This window comes from Acidicapsa acidisoli, from assembly GCF_025685625.1.
GTDB classification, from domain to species: domain Bacteria; phylum Acidobacteriota; class Terriglobia; order Terriglobales; family Acidobacteriaceae; genus Acidicapsa; species Acidicapsa acidisoli.
In genome coordinates this window covers 2,392,658-2,414,130 of record NZ_JAGSYI010000001.1, presented here as the reverse complement: position 1 = coordinate 2,414,130, position 21,473 = coordinate 2,392,658, and the positions used below count along the sequence as shown (strand labels likewise).

The 21,473-nt window shown below is 56.8% G+C and carries 11 protein-coding genes; 6 read left to right on the top strand and 5 right to left on the bottom strand.

Translation table 11 applies throughout. The annotated features are described in order from the left end of the window. The first annotated feature begins 280 nt into the window (after positions 1-280). Both OHL23_RS09690 and OHL23_RS09685 read left to right on the top strand, forming a co-directional pair. Complete coding sequence (locus OHL23_RS09690; protein ID WP_263351577.1) at positions 281-5,032, top strand: 2-oxoacid:acceptor oxidoreductase family protein; 4,752 nt, start codon at positions 281-283, stop codon at positions 5,030-5,032. 307 nt (positions 5,033-5,339) lie between these two features. Next, positions 5,340-7,175 carry a phosphoenolpyruvate carboxykinase (GTP) gene (locus OHL23_RS09685; RefSeq protein WP_263351576.1) on the top strand — a complete coding sequence of 612 codons (1,836 nt, stop codon included), beginning with the start codon at positions 5,340-5,342 and terminating at the stop codon, positions 7,173-7,175. 63 nt (positions 7,176-7,238) lie between these two features. On the opposite strand, the gene OHL23_RS09680 is transcribed toward OHL23_RS09685, so the two are convergent. Then, a complete protein-coding gene (locus tag OHL23_RS09680; protein WP_263351575.1) occupies positions 7,239-10,715 on the bottom strand; it encodes a TonB-dependent receptor in 3,477 nt (1,158 codons plus the stop codon). A gap of 141 nt (positions 10,716-10,856) precedes the next feature. Between OHL23_RS09680 and OHL23_RS09675 the strand changes: the two genes are divergently transcribed. Then, positions 10,857-12,047 (top strand): hypothetical protein, encoded by a 1,191-nt coding sequence (locus tag OHL23_RS09675; RefSeq protein ID WP_263351574.1) that lies wholly within the window; start codon positions 10,857-10,859, stop codon positions 12,045-12,047. Then, positions 12,031-13,659: a hypothetical protein gene (locus OHL23_RS09670; protein WP_263351573.1), complete on the top strand. Its 1,629-nt coding sequence runs from the start codon at positions 12,031-12,033 to the stop codon at positions 13,657-13,659. Before OHL23_RS09675 ends, OHL23_RS09670 begins: the two co-directional genes overlap by 17 nt. 66 nt (positions 13,660-13,725) lie before the next feature. Here the strand turns inward: OHL23_RS09670 and OHL23_RS09665 are convergent, their stop codons facing one another. From OHL23_RS09665 to OHL23_RS09655, 3 genes are all read right to left on the bottom strand, one after another. Beyond that, the gene (locus OHL23_RS09665) at positions 13,726-13,992 is read right to left on the bottom strand and encodes a UBP-type zinc finger domain-containing protein (RefSeq protein WP_263351572.1); all 267 of its coding nucleotides are present in this window, start codon (positions 13,990-13,992) and stop codon (positions 13,726-13,728) included. A gap of 175 nt (positions 13,993-14,167) precedes the next feature. After that, complete coding sequence (gene cobA, locus OHL23_RS09660) at positions 14,168-14,905, bottom strand: uroporphyrinogen-III C-methyltransferase (protein WP_263351571.1); 738 nt, start codon at positions 14,903-14,905, stop codon at positions 14,168-14,170. Beyond that, a complete protein-coding gene (locus OHL23_RS09655) occupies positions 14,902-15,540 on the bottom strand; it encodes a precorrin-2 dehydrogenase/sirohydrochlorin ferrochelatase family protein (RefSeq protein ID WP_263351570.1) in 639 nt (212 codons plus the stop codon). The genes cobA and OHL23_RS09655 overlap by 4 nt, the downstream gene beginning before the upstream one ends. A gap of 819 nt (positions 15,541-16,359) precedes the next feature. On the opposite strand from OHL23_RS09655, the gene OHL23_RS09650 reads away from it, so the two are divergent. Then, positions 16,360-17,103 carry a sugar transferase gene (locus OHL23_RS09650; RefSeq protein WP_263351569.1) on the top strand — a complete coding sequence of 248 codons (744 nt, stop codon included), beginning with the start codon at positions 16,360-16,362 and terminating at the stop codon, positions 17,101-17,103. A 256-nt stretch (positions 17,104-17,359) separates the two neighbouring features. Beyond that, entirely contained in the window at positions 17,360-20,092 is a 2,733-nt protein-coding gene (locus OHL23_RS09645) for an SLBB domain-containing protein (protein WP_263351568.1), read from the top strand. Between the two features lie 116 nt (positions 20,093-20,208). On the opposite strand, the gene OHL23_RS09640 is transcribed toward OHL23_RS09645, so the two are convergent. Next, positions 20,209-21,321 (bottom strand): glycosyltransferase family 9 protein, encoded by a 1,113-nt coding sequence (locus tag OHL23_RS09640; RefSeq protein ID WP_263351567.1) that lies wholly within the window; start codon positions 21,319-21,321, stop codon positions 20,209-20,211. Between the last annotated feature and the right edge of the window lie 152 nt (positions 21,322-21,473).

Here is a 21,473-nt window from a genome sequence, read left to right as displayed (position 1 = left end):
AGGCTTTCAATTCGGGAAACTGCCGGCCATCCCAACAGGTAACACGGCCGGTTGCGGCTCTCTCCGTTGCAGCCGTACAATCTGTGGCACGGATCGGAAGCGTTTCCCCATCTCATTCAAGCACGAAGACCGCACAAAGCGGGTCGATTCCGGCTTTCGATATCCCAGTCGAACTATTGAGAACAAAGAGTTTGGCTGATCCAGCTACGTTGAAATTGATAAGCTACTGGAATCAACAGAAATAACTGCCAAGGCAATTCAAGGCGCGATGGAGAGAATCATGACGACCAATGCAGGCAAGCAGGCAGCACGTTATCCCGGCATTCGAATTACGGCTAACGGTAATCAACTTATTGCGTATCATACAGAAACTCGCATTGCTGACGCTGGCGTCTTCTATCCAATTACTCCCTCAACCGAGGGAGGCGAGCTGTTTCAGCAGGCCTACGCTGAAGGCAACCTGAACGTCTTTGGCCACAACACGATCGCCATCGAAACGGAGGGCGAGCATGCTGCCCAGGGTGGCGCGATTGCCCACTCAGTGTGCGGCAAGCGTGTCGTGAACTTCACCTCCGGACAAGGGATAGTGTACGGCGTGGAGCAGTATTACCATGCGCCCGGCAAATGCTCGACGATGGTGCTCGAGGTTGGCGCACGCGCACTAACCAAACACGCGCTCAACGTGCACTGCGGTCATGACGATATCTACGGCGCTCTCGACACAGGCTGGATCATGATTTTTGGCAAAGACGCTCAGCAGGCGGCCGATCAGGCTTTGATTCTGCGCCGGGTGACGGAGCTGAGCCTGACGCCAGGCATGAATATTCAGGATGGATTCCTTACCTCTCACCTGGAGCGGACATTCTATAAGCATGAGTCGGATTTGATTCGCGAGTATCTCGGCGCTCCGGAAGATCTGATCGATACTCCGACCGAGAGCCAGCGTGTACTGTTCGGACCCAAACGCCGCCGGGTTCCGGCAATGCTCGATCTCGCCAATCCACTCATGCTTGGACCGGTACAAAATCAGGAACACTACATGCAAGGCGTCGTGGCGCGGCGAAACAACTTCGTCGAGCCTATTCTGGAGATGCTGGAGGCTGCCTACAAGGACTTTGGCGACCTGACGGGTCGGTACTACGGGCTGCTCTCGGAGTACAAGTGCGACGACGCGGATACGGTGTTTGTTTCGCTCGGGTCGGCTGCGGAAAACGTCGAGGCTGCAGTCGATTACCTGCGTGAGACGCGTGGAGCGGATGTGGCTCGCGTCGGCTCGATCCACGTAAACGTGATACGGCCATTCCCCGAAGCAGCAATCGTGAAGGCGCTCAAGGGCAAGAAGAACGTCATCATTCTGGAGCGCACAGATGAAGCGATGTCCGGGGACAATCCATTGGGCCGCGATATTCGCACCGCGCTGAACAAGGCTGCGCAGGGGGCCATTCTTTACGCGAGTCATCCGGCGGAAGAGACGCTGCCCGGAATCACTGCGGAAGAAATGCCGCGCATCTTCTCCGGAACCTACGGCCTAGGTTCACGCGATTTCCGTCCTGAACACATCATTGCCGCGTTCGAGTATGCCACGGCAGGCAGGGCGCGCAAGGATGGAAAAACAGCAGCGGACGGCGCATCCTTCATCGTCCTCGGCATCGATCATCCCTACGAAGTCAACTCGCCAGAGCGTCCTTCGCTATTGCCGGAAGGCGCGGTTGCGGTGCGCTTCCACTCCATCGGAGGGTGGGGCGCGATCACCACGGGCAAAAACCTGGGCGCAATTCTTGGCGATCTGAACGATACGTTGTTTGAGCGCGACGGGCTGGTGGACGAACTTGGCAATCCCAAGGAAATCATTCACGTCAGCGCCAATCCCAAGTACGGTTCTGAGAAAAAGGGTGCGCCGACCAGCTACTTCATGGTCGCGGCGAAGGATCGTATCCGCGTGAACTGCGATCTGCGCCATGTAAATGTGGTGCTCTGCTGCGATCCCAAAGCATTTACGCACTGCAATCCTCTCGATGGAATGGCCGAGGGCGGAAGTCTTGTCTGGGAATCGGAGGAGACCGGCGAGGAAGCATGGGAACGATTGCCGCAATGGGCGCGAAAGCAGATTGTGGACAACAAGATTCGCGTCTTCACGCTGCCGGGCTTCAAGATTGCGCGCAATGCTACGGACCGCGCTGATCTGCAGCTTCGCATGCAGGGCAATGCGTTTCTGGGAGCTTTCTTTGCGGTTTCGCCGCTGTTGGAGGAGTTCGGCATCTCGCAGGAAAAGTATCGCGAGGTTGTGCACAAGCAGTACGTTAAGAAGTTTGGCAAATTGGGCGAGGCGGTGGTGGCTTCCAACATGGAAGTCATGATCAAGGGCTTTGAAATGGTCACAGAGATCAACATCGGCGAGCTTTCCGCTCCGGATCGATCGAGCCTGCGTGGGCCTGCGCTGCTGCCGGTGCTCGTGGATGTTGCGGAAGGCGCGAGCTGCGGCAGCGGGTGCCGGTCCCATGCTCTGCCTGCGGGCCAGGCCGAACGCGCGCCGATCAATCTGCTGTCGACCTTCGATCAGGAGTTCCGCTCGAATTACGGCTACGACCAGCCAGCGACTCCGCTGGCAGCGTTGGGCATGATTGCTGCCGCGACCGGCGACACGGCTTCGAAGTATGTCGCGAGGCGCGAGACTCCGCTTTATATTCCAGAGAACTGCACGCAGTGCATGGAGTGCATCGCGGCCTGCCCGGATACGGCGCTACCAAATACTTCGCAGGAGCTTGAGACGGTGCTGCGCACGGCTGTGATGCGCTACGTGACCGACTTCGGCGATCGTGCTCAGATGCTGTCGCGAATTCCAGAGATTGAGTCTCGCGCCCGCGTTCAGATGAACGATGTGGTTGCGAAGAAGGGTTCGACGCCGCTGCCGGAGATTCTGATTTCTGTCACAAACGAAATTGAGGGATTCTCGGAACGAGCGAAGACTCAGTTCGCCAACATCATCCGGAAGGTGCCGCTGGCCTATACCAAGGTAAACGCGATCTTCTCTTCGCCGGAGCGCAAGAAGCCGGGCTCGGGCGGCGTCTTCTCCATCTTTGTTTCGGATCTTTGCAAGGGTTGCGGCGCTTGCGTGACGGCTTGCGGCGATCACGAAGCTCTGAAGATGGTGGCTGAGACCGAAGACGTGAATGCGGAGCATGAGACGGGAACGGCGTTCCTGGATCTGCTGCCGGATACTTCGCAGAAGTTCCTTGGGTTGTTCAACGCGGCGAATCCAGCGGAGTCGAAGACGGCTACATTGCGCAATCTGCTGATGGTGCGCTCAAACTACGACGCGCTGGTTTCAGGCGACGGCGCTTGCGCGGGTTGTGGCGAAAAATCTGTGCTCCGCGCAATCGCCGCTGTGACCGAGGCCTATATGCGGCCCGTCTACCACGCAAAGAGCGATCGCTTCCTGGCCAAGGCAGGCGAATTGGAAAAGGTCGGAGCTTCTCGACTGGCCGCACTTGCCGAACGTAACCCGGAAGAATACGCAATTCTGAAGCAGCTTACGTCTCATCTGATTCTGGGTCTGGGCGGTGAGAATACCGAGGACACCAAGTCGAGGATTGCCGCGCACGAAGCCGCGAATGGGCCGATCACTGACCAACAGATTGTGGAGTCGCTGGCTGCAATTCTCTTGACTGAAGCCTTCAACCACAAGAGCCTGCAGCCGGTGGATGGACGCCTGGCCAACGGCATGTCGGTCATGGCGATGGCTGCGCATACCGGTTGCAATACCGTGTATGGCTCGACTGCGCCGAACAATCCGCATCCTTATCCGTGGATCAACTCGCTCTTCCAGGATGGCGTGACGGTGGGCTGGCTGATGGGCGAAAGCTTCATTGTGGATCATGCGCGGCGGTCCGTGATTCCGGAGCGGCTGACGGATGCGATTCTGACGCGCGACGAGAATGTGATTTCGGAGCGCGAATACTATGAGTTCACGCACTTTACCGACGCCACGATGACGGATCAGGAGATCATCGAACTGCCCAAGGTCTGGGTAGTGGGCGGCGACGGTGGCATTGGCGACATCGGCTATCAGAACACCTCCAAGGTGATCCTGCAGAACCGGCCCAACGTCAAGGTTTTGATGCTGGATACACAGGTCTACTCCAACACTGGAGGGCAGAATTCGGATTCGACGCCGATGCTGGGCGGCAACGACATGAACGTCTTCGGCTCGGCGACGCAGGGCAAGAACAACGAGAAGAAAACAGTCGCTGAAACCTTCCTGGCTGGACATGGATCGCCGTTTGTGGCGCAGATCTCAATGGCCAACGCGCCCAAGCTGTACCGGGCGATTCTGGACGGCCTCGAATATCGCGGGACGGCATTCATCCAGTCGTTTACCACCTGCCAGCCCGAGCATGGCGTGGCCGACGATATGGCGTTGACCCAGGCGCAGCGTGTGCGTGACTCGCGCGGCGTGCCGGAGTTCATCTTCAATCCTCGGATGGGCGAGACATATCAGGAAGCGCTCGACGTCAAGGGCAATCCGGCACCCGATATGGACTGGTACTCGACGAAAGACAAGGTTACCGGCGAAACGAGCCGATACACCGTAGCCCATTGGTGCACGACCGAAGCTCGCTTCCGCAACCATCTGAAGAAGGTGAAGAAGGACGCGATTGCCAAGCTCATTTCGCTCGACAACATGCTGGTGCGCATCACGCAGCAGGATGCGGTCTACCGACGCTATCTGCATCCGGAACATCGCTCGTTTATCCCGGATTTTGGCGTGTATATCCAGATCGCTCCGGCAAAGGCTGGCGGCGAGCCGACGTACATGGCGATTTCGCGGCAACTGGTTCTCTTCTGTGTGGAGCGGCGCAAGGCGTGGCGGATGTTGCAATCAAAGTCAGGCATTGTCAACAAGGAGTACCAGGCGCAGAAGGCCATCCTGGCCGATGTGGACGCGGGCAAGCTTCCAGTCGATGAGTTGTTTGCTCGCGGCGAAGAGTTGCTGCAGGAGCGGCTGGGAAATCTGGTGCCTGCCAAGGCTTGATTCCCTCATCGAAGAAATCAAAACAGCCGCCATACTGACCCGAAAGAGTCAACATGGCGGCTGTTTTTGCTCTGCCTCGAATACGAATGGAATGGCGGGTTGTAAACTGTCTCTATGGGAAGCAAAGACGCACCAAAGCGCGAAACGAAGAAGAAACCACAGCCCAAACCGAAGCCAGCACCGGGACGCCCGCGCGAAGGCAGCTAGGCGCTTTCGGGAGTTCTGTCTGATTTGCCTTGGTATTCCGGTCCACCCGTGCTACTCACTGTAGCGCGATGGTTGTGTATTCGCTGAGGAAGCCTTATTTATGTCCAGCACCGCCATTATTTCACCGCCGACGACCAACAAGCATCTGATCCGCTGGGTCGAGAAGATGGCGGATCTGACCCAGCCGGACAGTATTCACTGGGTCGACGGAAGCGAAGCCGAGTACGAGATGCTTTGCAAAAAGCTGGTCGCTGCGGGCACGTTTTTCCGTCTGAACGAGAAGCTGTGGCCGGGCTGCTATCTGGCCCGCTCCGCTCCCAATGACGTGGCCCGCGTAGAAGACCGCACCTTCATCTGTTCCCTTTCCAAGGACACTGCCGGACCGACCAACAACTGGGAAGACCCGTATGTAATGCGGCGCAAGCTCAAGCAGCTCTTTCGCGGGGCGATGCGCGGGCGGACGATGTATGTTCTGCCGTATTCGATGGGTCCAATCGGTTCTCCCATGTCGCAGATTGGCGTGCAACTGACGGATTCCGCATACGCAGTTGTGAATATGCGGATCATGGCGCGGATCGGAACGCCGGTTTTTGCGGAGATAGACAAAGATACCAAACGCGTCGTCCCCTGCATGCATTCGGTGGGCGTGCCGCTTGCTCCGGGGCAGAAGGACGTGTCTTGGCCATGCAATGACGAGAAGTACATCGTGCACTTCCCCGAGACACGTGAGATCTGGAGCTATGGTTCCGGTTACGGCGGCAATGCGCTGCTGGGCAAAAAATGCTTTGCGCTGCGGATCGCTTCGAACATCGCCCGCGATGAGGGCTGGATGGCTGAGCACATGCTCATCCTGGGCGTGGAAAGCCCGGCGGACAAGCACGGCAAGAGCGAGAAAACTTACGTCGCGGCTGCGTTCCCTTCGGCCTGTGGCAAAACCAACTTCGCGATGCTCATTCCACCTCACGGTTTTGAGGGATGGAAGGTCTGGACGGTCGGCGACGATATTGCCTGGATCAAGCCGGATGCTACGGGGAAGCTGCGCGCGATCAATCCCGAGGCGGGCTTTTTTGGCGTCGCGCCTGGGACGAGCCCAAAGACCAATCCGAATGCGATGGCCACTCTGGCCCGGAACACGATCTTCACCAATGTCGCGCTTACGCCTGACGGCGGCGTGTGGTGGGAAGGTATGACAGACGAGCCTCCTGCCGAATGCCTGGATTGGCGCGGCGAGCGCTGGACTCCGCTGATTGGACAGGTGACTGGCAGACCCGCCGCGCACCCGAATGGGAGATTTACGGCTCCGGCAAGTCAGTGTCCGAGCATCGATTCGGCATGGGAAGATCCTGAGGGGGTGCCGATTTCGGCCATCATCTTCGGTGGGCGCAGACCATCGACGATGCCGCTGGTCTATCAGGCTTTCAACTGGTCTTCCGGCGTGTATGCTGGCGCGACGATGGGCTCCGAAACAACAGCCGCTGCGGCCGGTGCAGTGGGCAAGGTTCGCCGCGACCCGATGGCCATGCTGCCCTTCTGCGGTTACCACATGGGTGATTACTTCCGGCACTGGCTCAAGATGCAGCGCAATCTGACGTCCACGCCGCGGATCTTTCATGTGAACTGGTTCCGCAAGGATAAAGACGGGCAATTTCTCTGGCCAGGGTTCTCGCAGAATATGCGGGTGTTGAAGTGGATTGTGGATCGCGTTCGCGGACGGGCCCTGAGCAAGGAGACGCCGATCGGCTGGACTCCCTACTACGACGATATCCACTGGGATGGACTGGATTTTCCCCGAACCACCTTCGATGAATTGCAGTCCGTGGACCGCGCGCAGTGGAAGCAGGAAGTGATGAGCCATGAGGAGCTGTTTCTGGCGCTTCACGACCACCTGCCTCCAGAGATGGTTTACGAGCGCGAGTTGCTGATTTGCAGGCTGTGATTGGCGAGTTAGCTTGTTAGCGAGTTGGCAAGTCAGCGGCTGTCGCAGTCGCATTAGGTTCAGCTAGTAGATCAGCTTGAGCGAGAACTGGATCTGGCGCGATGTCCCGGCGGTTTTACTGATTTCGCCGAAGCCCGAGCCTGTGATGATGTTGGCGGGAAGACCCATGTTCACGATATTGAACAGGTTGAAGAACTCCGATCGAAATTGAAGGTCGACAAGTTCCATACCGCTCTTGCGCTGGCCGAATGCTGTGTCCTTAATGAGCGCGAAATCGAAGTCATAGTAAGCCGGACCACGGAAAGTATTGCGGCCCAGCGCTCCAAACCTTCCTTGATTCGGGCCCGAGCCACCAGGGATATTAGTCGGTATATAGAAATAGCTGCTGTTATCGAGCCCAAGCCCGAAGTAATCGGCGCGATTCTGCCTCGCGGTGGAAAGATTCGGTTTGCCAATCTGATCCGGCCGGTCGACACCATTGGAACCGTAGCCGGTCTGCTGCTCGCCTGAGAAAACTGTAAATGGAGAACCGCTTGCGATACTTGAGATGCTCAGAAGCTCCCAACCACCTGTAACTTTGCGAGGAATGGACTGAAGAAACCCGACCTCTTCGCCATGCAGATCCTGGGCGAGGCTGAGTGCGAAGCCGTGGGTTACGTCAAAGGCGGATGGGCCTTTTTCCGGATGCGTATCCGTGGGGTTCTGGGGAAAGCCCTGAGCGACTGCGCCCGTAGAACCAGTGCCGCCGATGACCTGGCTTGTATCATCAATCGACTTGCCCCACGTATAGCTTGCCTGGATGCCGGGTCCGCCATGCGGCACCGTTCCGGAGAGTGAGGTTTGGAGCGCGTGATAAGTAGAGTGAGCTGTCGCGGTAATCAGATTTTCGACGCCTAGCCCGCCTGTGACGGAGCCCGAGCTGTTGAATGTCGTATCGGGTGCGAAGCCAGGACTGGCATAAGGGTACGCGTTCGGAAAGCTGGTGCGCGGCAGGTGGTTGGACGCAGTGCCGACGTAGTTTGCGTCGGCTGTGAGCCCGCCTATACGCTTCTCGATGCCGGTGCTCCACGTATAAAGCCGCGCATTCGAAAAGGAGCGGTCAACGCCGCTCAGGTTCAGATCGCTCACCACACCGCTGGCGCTAAGGCTGGCGATTTCCTTTTCGTATCGATCCACATCCATGACAGTATTGGCCGGAACGCGCTTGGAGTTGCCGGCAGCGAATATCGGCTGCCCGGCCGGCGTTACAGCGACCGGCAACTGCGAGGGAGTGATGCGAAATCCATACGCAACCGGCGCGCCTTGAGCGGCGACAAGCCGGGGATAGACGGCAAACGGCGTGGAACCGGTGAGGAAGTTATCCTGCCAGATATTCGGAGGAATGATTGTGATTGCGCCGCCCGCGTGCGCCTGAAAGTCTCGGGATATTTGCCACGTCGCCTGGACACGGGGACCCCAGCCATTCCAGTCCGTCTTGTAACCAGGCTGAGGATTGACCACAAACTCCTGCTTTCCATCCACGCGGAGAAAGCCCGAGGTGCGCTTGGCGCGCTCGGTGATCGGAGTGTAAATCTCCCAGCGCAGTCCGTAATCAAGCGTGAAGCGGCTGGTGACCTTCCAGGTATCCTGCGCAAATGCGCTGTAAGAATTGCGGTTAATAGCCGCAGGCCCGATGTGAGCGCCGTCAGAAAACTGGTTCGAGGCAATCGCCACGGTGTAGGCCGCCGGGCTGCCGGAGAGAAATCCGCTGACAGTATCGGGCAGGAGTGCGCCTGGGGCTACATCGTGCGTGCCGCTCTGGGATAGGATGGCTTCCGTTGCGTATGCTGAACCGCCGCCAAAGTCGTATTCCCCGTTCGGACTGATCCCGAAATAAGTGGTGTCGCGGTTGAGACGCGCCTCGACGCCCGCCTTCAGGACGTGGCCGTTCCTGGTCCATGTCACCATTTCGCGGCCGTGGAAGAGATTCCCGTAAGCCTGCATGACCGACCCGCCTGCGGAGTTGAAGGCCTCAAAGGTGCCGTCGTTGAATTTGACCGCTGGATCGACGAGATTGGGTGTCGGAAAGCCAGGCGTGCTGCGCGTTATGCCAATCAGCGATTCAAGAACAAGGCGGGGCGAAGCAGTATGGGTCCATGTGCCGACTACATTGCGCTGATGGTCGATGTACGTGACGCCGAAGCTCGGATCGATGGCCGTCTGGTCAGGGTTGGTGGTGGGTCCGGTGAGATCGTCGAAATTGACGCGGGCAAAGAACTGATCCTTCGCGGCGATGGCGTGATCGATGCGAAAGGAGAACTGGTTGGCGTTCGTGACCACCTTGGAGGAAGCCGCGTAGGTATTCACGCCATAGGCCCCCGTTGCCAGATTGGGCAGCGGATAACGCGCAAGGATCGGGCTGATGAGGCTGTTGACGGGAACATAAAGCGTGTCGGTGACATAAGAGCCATCCGGCTGTTGGAACTTGACCGGATCGGAGACAACGCCATTGTTCGCAGCCGACGGGCGCTGGTCTGCCGTCGGAACCGGAAAGACCTGGGTAGTTCCTAGCACTTGGCGGAAGCCCTGGTATTGGCCAAAATAGAACGTCTTCCCTGCTCCGTTGTAGATGTGGGGCAATACAACTGGACCGCCGTTCGTGAAGCCGAATTCATTACGGCGAAAGGGTGGGATGCGCCCTGGAGTAGCGGGTGTCGCATGGTCGAAGAAGTTGCGGGCGTCGAAGGCTGAGTTGCGAACGAACTCGAAAACTGACCCGTGGAAGCCGCTCCTGCCCGAACGCGTGATGATGTTGGTAAATCCGGCTGCGCCTCGGCCTACCTCGGCGGCCATCCAGCCGGAGCTGGATTGAATCTCCTCGACCGCGTCGACATTGAAGTTGGTAAAGGTCGCGCCGCCCATCTCCGGGTCGCTGGTATCGGAGCCATCCATCGCGAAAACGGCTTCAACACCGCGCTGGCCGTTGATGGCGAACTGCTGCGTGAAGTTAGTGGCTCCGTTGGCGTCGGTCATGGTGCCGGCTGCGAGAAGCAGAAGTTGGCTGAAGTCGCGCTTGTTCAGGGGCAGCGAACTGACAGCGTGGCTGGAGAGTTCTTCGCCTCCCGAGGTAGCGGGTTGATCGCCCTTCTCGGTCTCCAAAGGAACAAATGCAACCGCAAGCGATGCGGAGCTCGCATTGGGCGCGGGGAGTGTGATCGCCAGCGTGGAGGAATTAAGGGGAAAGGTTATTGCTCCGCTATAGGCGTATCTACGTTTGTTCAACGTCAGGTTGAGACTATAAGAGCCGGGTGGAATCTGACTGAAATGGAAGCTGCCATCTGTTGCCGTGCCGGCTGTTAGCCTGTTGTTCGAGAGCTTTATCTCAATCGTTGCCCCGGCCACCGCAGCTCCGGTGCTGGTATGCACGGTCCCTGTTGTGCCCGAAGGTATTGCTTCCTGAGAAAAGGTTTGGCCGCAATCGATTGTGCAGATGAGAGCGAAAATGACACCTGTTGCAAGGAGCGGAAACCCGCCCATGCGCCCCGCGAATGAACCTTTCAAGTGCTGTACCTTTCCTAAGTGGGTGAGTTCTCTTGGACGCTGTAAAAGTGCTCTGGGAGGATTCGCACTATCTTAAATCAGCATGAAAGCACTTTCCAAGCTTTCCCGGATTAAGATGAGGGCAAAGGGGACATTCCCGAAATGGCAACCACCTGGAATACTTCCAATCTTGTCCCGGACGATACGGGATCGAAGTCTGCAAATTCCATCCCCTGGTATCTTTGGTGCTCCGTGCTGGCTGTTACATCGGTCTCGATCGGGGCGCACTGGGATGTCTCCTGGCATCGCTCGATTGGGCGCGACACTTTCTGGACGCCGGCACACATCGCGATCTATGCCTGCGGCGTGCTGGCCGCCATTTCCTGCGGCTATCTGGTGCTGTTTACAACTTTTCGCAAACCCGCGTCGATGGTAGCTTCTTCGGTAGAGATCTTCGGCTTCCGCGCGCCGTTGGGAGCCTTCATCGCGTCTTGGGGCGGTATAGCGATGCTTACCTCAGCCCCTTTCGATAACTGGTGGCACAACGCCTACGGACTCGATGTGAAGATTGTCAGTCCGCCGCATACATTGCTGATGCTCGGCGTCTTCGCGGTCTCGGTTGGCACGCTGATCATGCTGCTGGGGTCAATGAACCGCGCGGAACAGGCAGGCAATGCTATGTTGGCGCGGCATTTGCAATGGATGCTTCTTTATATTGGCGGGCTGATGGTGGTCTTTCAGATGTTCTTCCGCATGGAGTACACCTGGGACGTCTACCTGCACGGCGCGTCGGCATACGAGGCGATAGCCATCGGCATGCCGACGCTCTTTGCGGTGCTGTGGCAATCTTCGCGCAGCCGCTGGGCGTGCACATGGGCAACGCTGATTTATACGGTATTTCTGGAAGCCGCCGTACTGATTCTGCCTCTCTTTCCCGCAGAGCCAAAACTAGGGCCGGTCTTCCAACAGGTCACGCACTTTATCCCGCCCAAGTTTCCGATCCTGCTGATCGTGCCTGCAATTGCGATGGATCTGCTCTGGAACTCAACCCGCACCTGGAAGCCCTGGCTGACAGCGCTGGCGAGCGGACCCGTTTTCGTCTTATCACTCGTCGCCGTGGAGTGGCCGTTCGCGGACTTCTTGATGACCAAGGCAGCGGCCAACCGCTTCTTCGGGACTACCTATTTCGGTTATCCCGAGCCTCCAACTTCTTTCGATGTCCTGCGGCGTTTCGTCGACCCGCAACATGGCGCGACGCTATGGAACGGGCTTGCGCTGGCCATGCTCTTCGCCTTCTTGAGTACATGGCTGGGCATCGCGCTGGGAAGGTGGATGCGTGCCATTCAGCGCTAGAACATCGACTTCTCTCGGACGGCATCGGAAGAAACCGGGCGCCGGGAAGTGGTCTGAGAGACTTTTCCTGTTCACGATTATCGCGATCCTGGCCGGAGCAGTTCCGGCGCGGGCGCATGTGGGCAGTCCCGACATCTACGCCGACGGCAAAGCCGGTCCCTACCGGCTCTTCGTAACAGTTCGGCCTCCGCTGGTAATTCCTGGCGTCGCGGAGATTGAAGTTCGGGCAGAAGATACGGGAACAGACGCTCCGGCGATCTCCGGTATTCAGATCGCTCCGATTCCACTGACCGGCCCTGCTTCCCTGCACCCTCCTGTAGCAGATCCAATGAAGCAGTCCGCGCAGGACAAACATTTCTTCACTGGCGCGCTTTGGATCATGGCGAGCGGCTCGTGGCAGGTGCGCTTCACTGTTCAGGGTAGCCAGGGCGCGGGAGTGCTATCGATTCCAGTCCCCGCAACCTCATCTTCGACGCGCGGAATGCAGACCGGACTAGGAGTGTTGCTAGGCAGTCTAGGCCTGCTGCTGGTCGCAGGCGTAATCGGTATTGTCGGCGCGGCGGCGCGCGATGCTCAGTTGCCCCCGGGCGCGGTAGCTTCGAGGCAGGCGACCAAACGCGCCTGGATAGCAATGGGTGGCGCTCTGGTGTTCATGATTGCCGCCGTCTGGTTCGGGAATGTCTGGTGGAAGGGCGAAGCGGACAACTACGCCCGCTACGTCTACAAGCCGCTGACAATGCAGGCTCTGCTTGAACAGAGTCCCAATGCGGGTCCATCGCTGAAACTTAAGATTGAAGATCCAGGCTGGCTCAAGAGTCGCAAGATCGACGATTTGGTGCTGGATCACGATCACCTGATGCATCTTTATTTCATTCGCAAACCAGGCATGGATGTTGTCTACCATCTGCATCCAGAGCAGATTGCTCCGGGAGAGTTCCAACTTGCGCTCCCTTCTATACCAGCGGGAACTTATAGTTTGTACGCGGATGTGGTGCACGCTACCGGCTTCCCTGAGACGCTGGTAGCTCAACTCACATTGCCGGTGATCGCCGGACGGCCTTTGACGGGAGATGACGCGAAGGGTTTGGCGCAAGCTCTGAATCCGGCGCGCGTCGATGGAAACTCCTGCCCAGCCAGTTTGATCACCAGATCGAGCTTCCCTCTGCCGGATGGATACACGATGGTTTGGGACAACCCCGGAATCTTACCCGCGAAGACACCGCAGATATTCGGGTTTTCGCTCCTGGATGTCAAAGGCAAGCCAGCCTCGGACACCGCGCTCTACATGGGCATGCTGGGTCATGCCGCATTCGTGAAGGATGACGGCACAGTCTTTGCGCATGTACATCCATCGGGCACTGTCTCAATGGCCGCGCTGATGATGGCCGCGGCGCAAAATCGAACGGGCGCATCTAAGGCCGATGAGATGGCTTCGATGCCCGGCATGGCAATGCCGGCGGCCAGCAACGCTCCCACCAAACTTCCGAATACCGTCGGCCTCCCTTACGGATTCCCGGCTGCCGGCGCTTACCGCATCTTTGTGCAGATGAAGCATGGCAACACAATCGAAACTGCTGCATTCGACGCGTGTGCCGCTGCTTCCCGCAATTAATCTGCATTTTGGGGCTGACAGATCCTGACAGCTTCTAGAGAAGTCCCGGACTAATAAGCAAAGCTGCTAGTCCAGATAGATCTCGTCCACATAGCACCAGCGCCATTTTTCGCCGCGCTCCGCGGATTGAATGATGGGGTGACTCGTCGCGCCGAAGTGAGCCCGCGCATGACGATTCTTTGAAGAATCACAGCAACCGACATGCCCGCATTCCAGGCACATGCGCAGATGAACCCAGGAATCGCCGGTCTTGAGGCAGTCTTCACAGCCTTTTGCGGAGGGCTTTACCGCCTTCACATGATCTTTGATATGTCCACAGGATGGCTTTGCCACGGTTCTCTTTCCTCCCACGATTCAATGCGCAGGAATGCGGTACTATCAGTCCGCGCAATCGAGCTTAAAGCCTAAATCGCACGACTTGCATATGGGAAGCCCCACCGTCAGGAATCGTCCGCTTGCTCCAATTTAGCTGGGCAATGATTCACGATGCGATTGCAACAGGCCTCATTTATCCAGGTTGCTCAAACGCTTCTTTTTCTGCCGGGACAAAAAGCATGAGCACCGGCGCAGGCAAGTGTGCCAAGTGCGGTAAGTCCCTCAAGTCACATTTCTTCCATTGCTGCGATGGCGTGCCAAGGGAGGATACAACCAGACAGCGCGTATTGGCTGGCCAACCGTTGGCGCTCAACTCCTTGGCTATCGCAGCGTAATCCCGCCCTGGCATATAAAGCACCAGGCTGACATTGGGCGCGATGCCTGCGAGGCCGTTGGTCGCGCCAGCTGCCAGGTGCCTGGTTGCAAAAAGGACTCGCGAATTCGTGATGCGGCCCGTGAGTGGAAGGCCAGCGACCGCAGCCGCCGCGAAGCCAGCAGAAACACCCGGGATAACTTCAAATGGGATCGCCGCATGTTGGAGTGCATCGATTTCTTCAGCAGCGCGGCCAAAGAGCAAAGGATCTCCGCTTTTAAGGCGAACAACGCTGTGTCCTGCCTCGGCGTACTCGACGATCCAGGTATTGATTTCTTCCTGTGTGATGGTCTTCGCGCCACAGCGCTTGCCAACATTGCGCACCAAGGCGTCAGACGAGGCGAGCGACAAGATTTCCGTTGAAACCAAATCGTCATGCAACAAGCAGCTTGCAGACGAAATTAGAGAGTGCGCCCGCAGGGTAAGCAATTCCAACGAGCCAGGACCAGCTCCGACCAGATAGACTTTGCCTTGCTCCGCGCGTGTCAAACCGTTCATTGCCCTGCGTCCTCATCTTTATGCTCAAGAAGGCGATCAAGTGTCTGCTGCACTGGACACATCGTGGGATCGCAGCTATCCCGTCTGGCCAACAAATGCAGCGCGTGCTTGCGCTCCTCACTGCTCGGGAAAGCAGCCAAAAGCCTCAACCGCGTGATTCCCAGTTGATCGAGCCAAGCGCCGGTATCCTCTGGCAGCAATGCGTCTATTTCTTCGCGCAAGCGTTGAGCCAGCGCGGGGCTCTTGCCAGCGGTCGATATCGCGATCTGCAGATCGCCTCGCCTCACGACGGAGGGATAGAAAAAGTCGCAGTCAGGAGGATCATCGACAGAGTTGCAAAGAACATTGCGTACCCGTGCGAACTCTGCCACCTGATGATTCACTCGCTGCAAATCTGTTGCAGCGATCACCAGAAACATTCCATCAAGATCCGTGTCCACAAACTCGCGCGCGTGCCATACCAGTTCGCCTGTGCGGGCCTGCATCTCTACCTCCGGGCGGGCCTTTGGCGCGACAACTTTCACAGCGGCGCCTGCGCGCAAGAGGCTGACAATTTTGGGCGCGGCAATCGTACCAGCGCCCACAACAAGACAAGGGCGCCCCACGAGCTTGAAAAAGACAGGAAACATCTCCATCGAGTGCGAGATCCTCACCTTTCAGAATCGCACAACCAGTCCGTCACGTTAGCCGCATCATTGACGGCGTCGAGATCCCACAGGGTCGTGCAGATACTCACACCTTGGCTTTTCTTTGCACTTATCGGTTCTTATGTGATTTCTTGCACACAGTAATAGGAATCTCTGTATTTACAATATAGTAAATAATCTGTGATAATTTGATTGAAGATAGCACCCCTGATGCGTGAAAAATGCCCTTTCGTATGTACTTAGTAGTATATACGAAAGCTATTTCATAGCAGATTGGCTCGCGCGGTGCAATCATGATCCTCGAAATGTAACTCACGGCTTGGTTTAGTGCTGTGTTATGCTCCTCTTAAGCAAGGGCTACAACCGATCGCACGTCAGGTCGCCAGGCAATTTAATGGAAAGGCCTTATGAGCGCTCGCATTGATTTTTCCGGTAAATTTGTCTGGTTGTGGCAATGTGCTCTTTCGGTTCACAATGCAGAACACTCAGTTTCACGCTTGGCTTGTACGGAATTGCGCAACTCTCTTTGACAGCGGGAAGATAATGTGACGTCGAGGGTGACCGATGAATGCCAAAAGCGTCAAACGCGTCGACTCGCTAGAACTTTGTCGATTGGGCCCGTGAAGGCGAATGAAAACAAGCCACTTATAGCACACGGACTCTTGGATGTGCTGCTGCTTCTTGAACCGTTTTGCCCGCTATTTGAGTCCAACATTTCAGGGCAGAATTCAAACTGAGTCTCCGATCCATTTGCTTCATTGCCTTGTAAGAACGACATTTTAGACGATCATTTTCCAGAGAGGTCCAATGGGAAAGCTCGAGGCTCAGGTTCAGTCTGAGTATGACTATGCGGGCGTGACATTCGAAGGAAACGCCTTTGTTTCTGAAGCTCGCAGTTCGCAATTACCGCTGTTATCCACCGGGACGCATATTCACTCCTGGCGGTACCTGCACATCAAGCGTTGGATCGATATCGCGGGCTCCCTGCTGATGATTGCATTATCGATCATCCCGGGCGTCATTATTGCAGCAGCCATCGCTCTTACTTCGGAAGGCCCAATCTTCTACAGAGAGATGAGGATTGGACGCGGTGGCAGACCCTTTCGCATCTGGAAGTTCCGTTCGATGTGCCAGAAGGCCGAGTGGCGCGAGGTCGTGAAAGCCGGTCCTTCCAGCGGAAATTTCCTGCACTGGAGAGTTCACAAGAACCTGCGCGATCCCCGCATTACGGCGGTCGGCGGTTTTCTTCGCCGCTGGAGCCTGGATGAACTTCCTCAGGTAATGAACGTCCTCCGCGGAGAAATGTCGCTTATCGGCCCTCGTCCGGTGATCGATGCGGAGGTGCCCTTGTATGGACATCTGCAGCACTTTTATCTTGCAGCTACCCCCGGGCTCTCGGGTTTGTGGCAAGTCTCAGGACGAAGCAACATCAGCTTTGCAGCGCGTGCGGATCTTGATGCGCACTATGTCCGGAATTGGAGTCTGCGATCGGATTTCGGCATTCTCTTGCGGACCATTCCTGCAGTCCTTGGTCGGGTCGGAGCGCGGTAAACACTAAATCGATGGCCAGGGACGCATTGTCCAGTCGAACTTTCCGCTCTTTGGTCTTCTCCATTCAGGCCGGAATTTGTATTCGAGTAGAAACCGCTAATCCGATTGTTTCAATTTGGCTCCAAGCACGCACTGAATAAGGTATTCAAGTGGAGTCCCTGTCAGGCACCGGTCTGGTCTCCTCCGGAAACCAGACCGGTGTAGTCGGATTATGTTTGCAGCGGCAGGATCAAATCTCAGAGAATGAAGTCCATCTATGATTAGGCGTTTTTCCGCACCGTTCGCGCTCCTGCTCCTGACTGCTCCTCTTGCACTCCAATCTCAAACCTTCCCCCAGTTCCCGGATCAAAGCGGTTCGCAAAACGGGCAGCAGAACTCGACTTCTCTTTGCCCTGACGGTTCTCCCGCGGCAACGATGGCGGACGGCAGTCTTGGATGCCAGTCGACCTCGCAGCAACAGCAGCTGACGCCCCGTGACGTCACCGAACCGGCCAACCGTAGAAATACCGTGGCGGGTGCCGCTGAAGGCGCCGATCTGACCGGGCAGTCAAGCACCGGAAATTCGCTTCAAAACCGGACTTTGCCGCAAGAGCCACTAACGGAGTTCCAAAAATTTGTGGCTGCTACGATCGGTCAACTTCTGCCGATCTATGGAGCCAATCTCTTTCGGAATGTTCCATCCACGTTTTCACCCAATGATCTCGCTCCCGTAACTTCCGACTACGTCCTTGGCCCTGACGATGAACTGAGAATCCGGATCTGGGGCCAGATCAATTACTCCGGAAATCTGCGTATTGACAGGTCGGGTGATGTCTATCTCCCCGACGTGGGCTCAGTCCACGTGGCGGGCCTGCAATTCTCTGCGGTAGACCAGCATCTGCGTTCCGCAGTCGGCAGAATGTATCGAAATTTCGATCTTTCCGTCGACATCGGGCGAATCCGCTCGATGCAGATTTACGTGACCGGACAGGCACGTCGTCCTGGGGCATATACCGTGAGCTCATTGAGCTCTCTTGTAGACGCCCTTTTTGCGACTGGTGGGCCGTCGGCACAGGGATCTCTGCGTCATGTCGAATTGCGCCGGAACGGAAAAACTGTCAGCGACTTCGACCTGTACGCGCTTTTGATCCATGGGGATAAGTCAAAAGACACCCGATTGCTTCCGGAAGATGTTCTCTATTTCCCACCAGCCGGAGCTCAGGTAGCGATTATTGGCAGTATCCATAGCCCGGGCATTTATGAACTAAACGGAACAGAAACCATCGACGATCTAATTAAAGCGGCTGGCGAAACCACTACGATTGCCTCAAGCTCTCGGATCTCACTCGAACGCTTAGGTGACCACCAAATTCGTCAAGCGATGGAATTCCCTCTGGATACCTCTGGTTTGTCAGCGCCCCTGGCAGGCGGTGATATCTTACGCGTCTTCTCCATTGTTCCTTCCTATCAGAAGACCGTTACCCTGCGCGGAGACGTGGCCAATGCTGGACGTTTTGCATGGCACGCCAATATGCACCTGAGCGACTTGATCCCCGACCGGGACTCGTTGTTGAGCCGCGACTACTGGTGGAAGCGAAGCCATCTCGGATTGCCGGCGCCGGAATTCGAGCCGTTTATCGCCAACTTTGAAGCAAATCTGCGAAGACCTCCTCCGACGTACTATCCGTGCGTTCCGAACGGAAATAATCTGTCGTCGTCGATCAATCCGACTTCCGACAACCTTGCGCAGACTTCTCAAAGCACTCTGAATTCTGAGAATCCATGCCTGTATTCCAACCAAAACTATTCAAACTCAAACAACTCGAATACAACAACCAATCAACAGCCCTACAATCGCGATCTCACCTCTCCCGAGGCTCAGGAAGCACTGACTTCCGGGTTGGCCTCCAGCGACAGGCAAGATTCTGCCGGTTACGGCGTGGAAGCTCAGGGTTCCCGTCCGTCTAACGTTGGGGGCACGGTAGCCTCGCAGTTCGATCTGATGTCAGGGCCTGGAAATCCGACACAGACAAAGCGGACAGATGTACGGATAGCAGCTCCTGAGATCGATTGGAACTACGCAGTCATCGAACGTCTGGACCCCGAAACCCTCAGAACTTCGCTGATTCCCTTCGATCTTGGAAAACTCGTGCTCAAGCATGACCCAGCCCAGGATCTGGCCGTCCAGCCCGGCGACACGGTTACCGTGTTCTCACAGGCAGACATCCGGGTTCCCTTGGCTGAACAGACCAAATACATCCATCTGGAAGGGGAATTCGCGCATCCTGGCGTCTACAGCGCACAACCTGGTGAGACTCTGCGTGACTTGGTTCGGCGAGCTGGAGGTTTCACCAGTAAGGCTTATCTCTACGGTTCCGAATTCGATCGCGAATCGACGCGGGTATTACAGCAACAACGCATCGACGAATACATTCGCCGCGTTGGTATCGACTCTGGGCGTGGCACCCTTGCATTAACCGCCTCCTCGACTTCCAGCAGTGCTGTCAACACTGCTGGCGCTGCTACCGCGGAACGCGATCTAATCGACCGTCTCAAACAAATCCGGGCTACCGGACGCGTTGTATTGAACTTCCAGTCGACCAGCTCAAGCATCGACGAAGTGCCTGAGATCAGCCTGGAAAACGGGGACCGCTTCACGGTTCCCCCTGTGCCGGCGACGATCAACGTCGTAGGCGCCGTATATGACCAGAATTCATTCCTCTATCACGCTCGTGGTTCAGCCGGAAGTTACCTTCGCATGGCTGGCGGCCCTGATCGCGACGCCGACTGGCGGCGTACCTTCGTGATTCGGGCCGATGGTTCAGTCGTCGCTCACAACTCCGTCAAAGGACCGTGGGGGAATACGTTCAACGACCTCAAGTTGAATCCGGGAGATACCATTGTGGTGCCGGACAAGGTCTTACGTCCCACGGCATTACGCGGCTTCCTGGACTGGTCCCAATTGTTCTCGCAACTTGCCCTTGGCGTCGCCGCAATCCAACTCCTTTAGTAAGGAACAAGGCAAGGTTGAGGCCGCGTAGTCAGGCGGTCTCAACCTCGCTTTGCATCGTATCTTATCTGGGCCGAACTCCTGAGCTAAACTCCGTTGAGACTAATCGCCAACAACTAGCTCGGCGCCAATCGTAATTGCGCGTAACTGTTCACGGCACACATCACATCGACAACTGAGATTTTGTTCATTACATCCGTAGGTCTTCCCCGATACTCAAAACCCAGATCGAGAAAGCCGCCGCTGCCATCGGGAGGACAGACGTTCGCTACCCTGGGTCCGATCGGCCCCCAACGTTCTGCGGAGGTTGGACCATTGATGGAAATCGTGGGAGTACCCAGGATTGCGCCGAGGTGCATGATCCCCGTATTCACACTAATGAGCATCTTTGCCCGCTTGAGTACGCAAGCGACTTCACCGATTCCGGTACGCCCGATCAGAATCTGCACTGCGATCCCATCGGCGGCCAGCCTTCGGCTGAGTGTCTGACAACGAGGCTCGTCGGACGGCGCGCCGGTAATCAGGATGCTGCGCCCGGGCGCCATCAATTCTCGTGCAAGGCCTGCCCAGTTTTCCTCCGGCCACTCCCGGAGCCAGCTCTTTGCGCCCGAGGCCCACGGATGGAAAAGAATGACTTCTTCCGTTTGCGAGAAAACCTCTGGAAGTGGCACATCCGGGATCTTTAGCCGTGGTGCGGCATGAGCAATGGCTCCCAGAGAGCGCGTCAGCCGGCGCAGATTTTCCAATTCATGACAGTCTCCCTGATGAGGCACCGTCTTATCGTATCCACGGTGACGATACTGTTTCCTGCGCTCAAATCCCGCAGTGAATTTGGCTCCCGACAAGAGCGTATACAGTGCCGTGATCCGCTGCCAGGCGCTGAAATCTAGCATAAGATCCAGTCTTGATCGGCGGAGCATTCGCACGGCTTCAAGTGGACGCGTAATCGGAAGAGTTTCGATGGCATCTATCTCTGGGAGCAATCTGGCGGCTGCCGCATTCGCGGTGGTAGCAAACAAGATCAGCTTCCCGTTCGGATAAAGAGCCCGAATGTCCTGCACGACTGCGGAAGCGAGCAGAGTATCGCCTAAAGCGGGATTGAAAAGCAAACCTATCCGAACGGGATTTCTGGGGAGACTGCGTTTTCGCCGGACAGTCGCCAAGGAGTTGAGCACCGGAATCCCGAGATAGAAATCGACAAGCCTGTTGGTCGCTTTACCCCGCTTCATGATTCCCTTCTTGTTCCCGCGTATCTACACAAGGCAGATGGTCCCGGCGTCGTCAGATTTTCCTTCGCCAGGAGCGCCGAGGACTAGCAGGCCAATATCCGAAAGGGCAGCATCCGAGCTTTCTTTCCATATCCATGATACCAAGCGCTTAG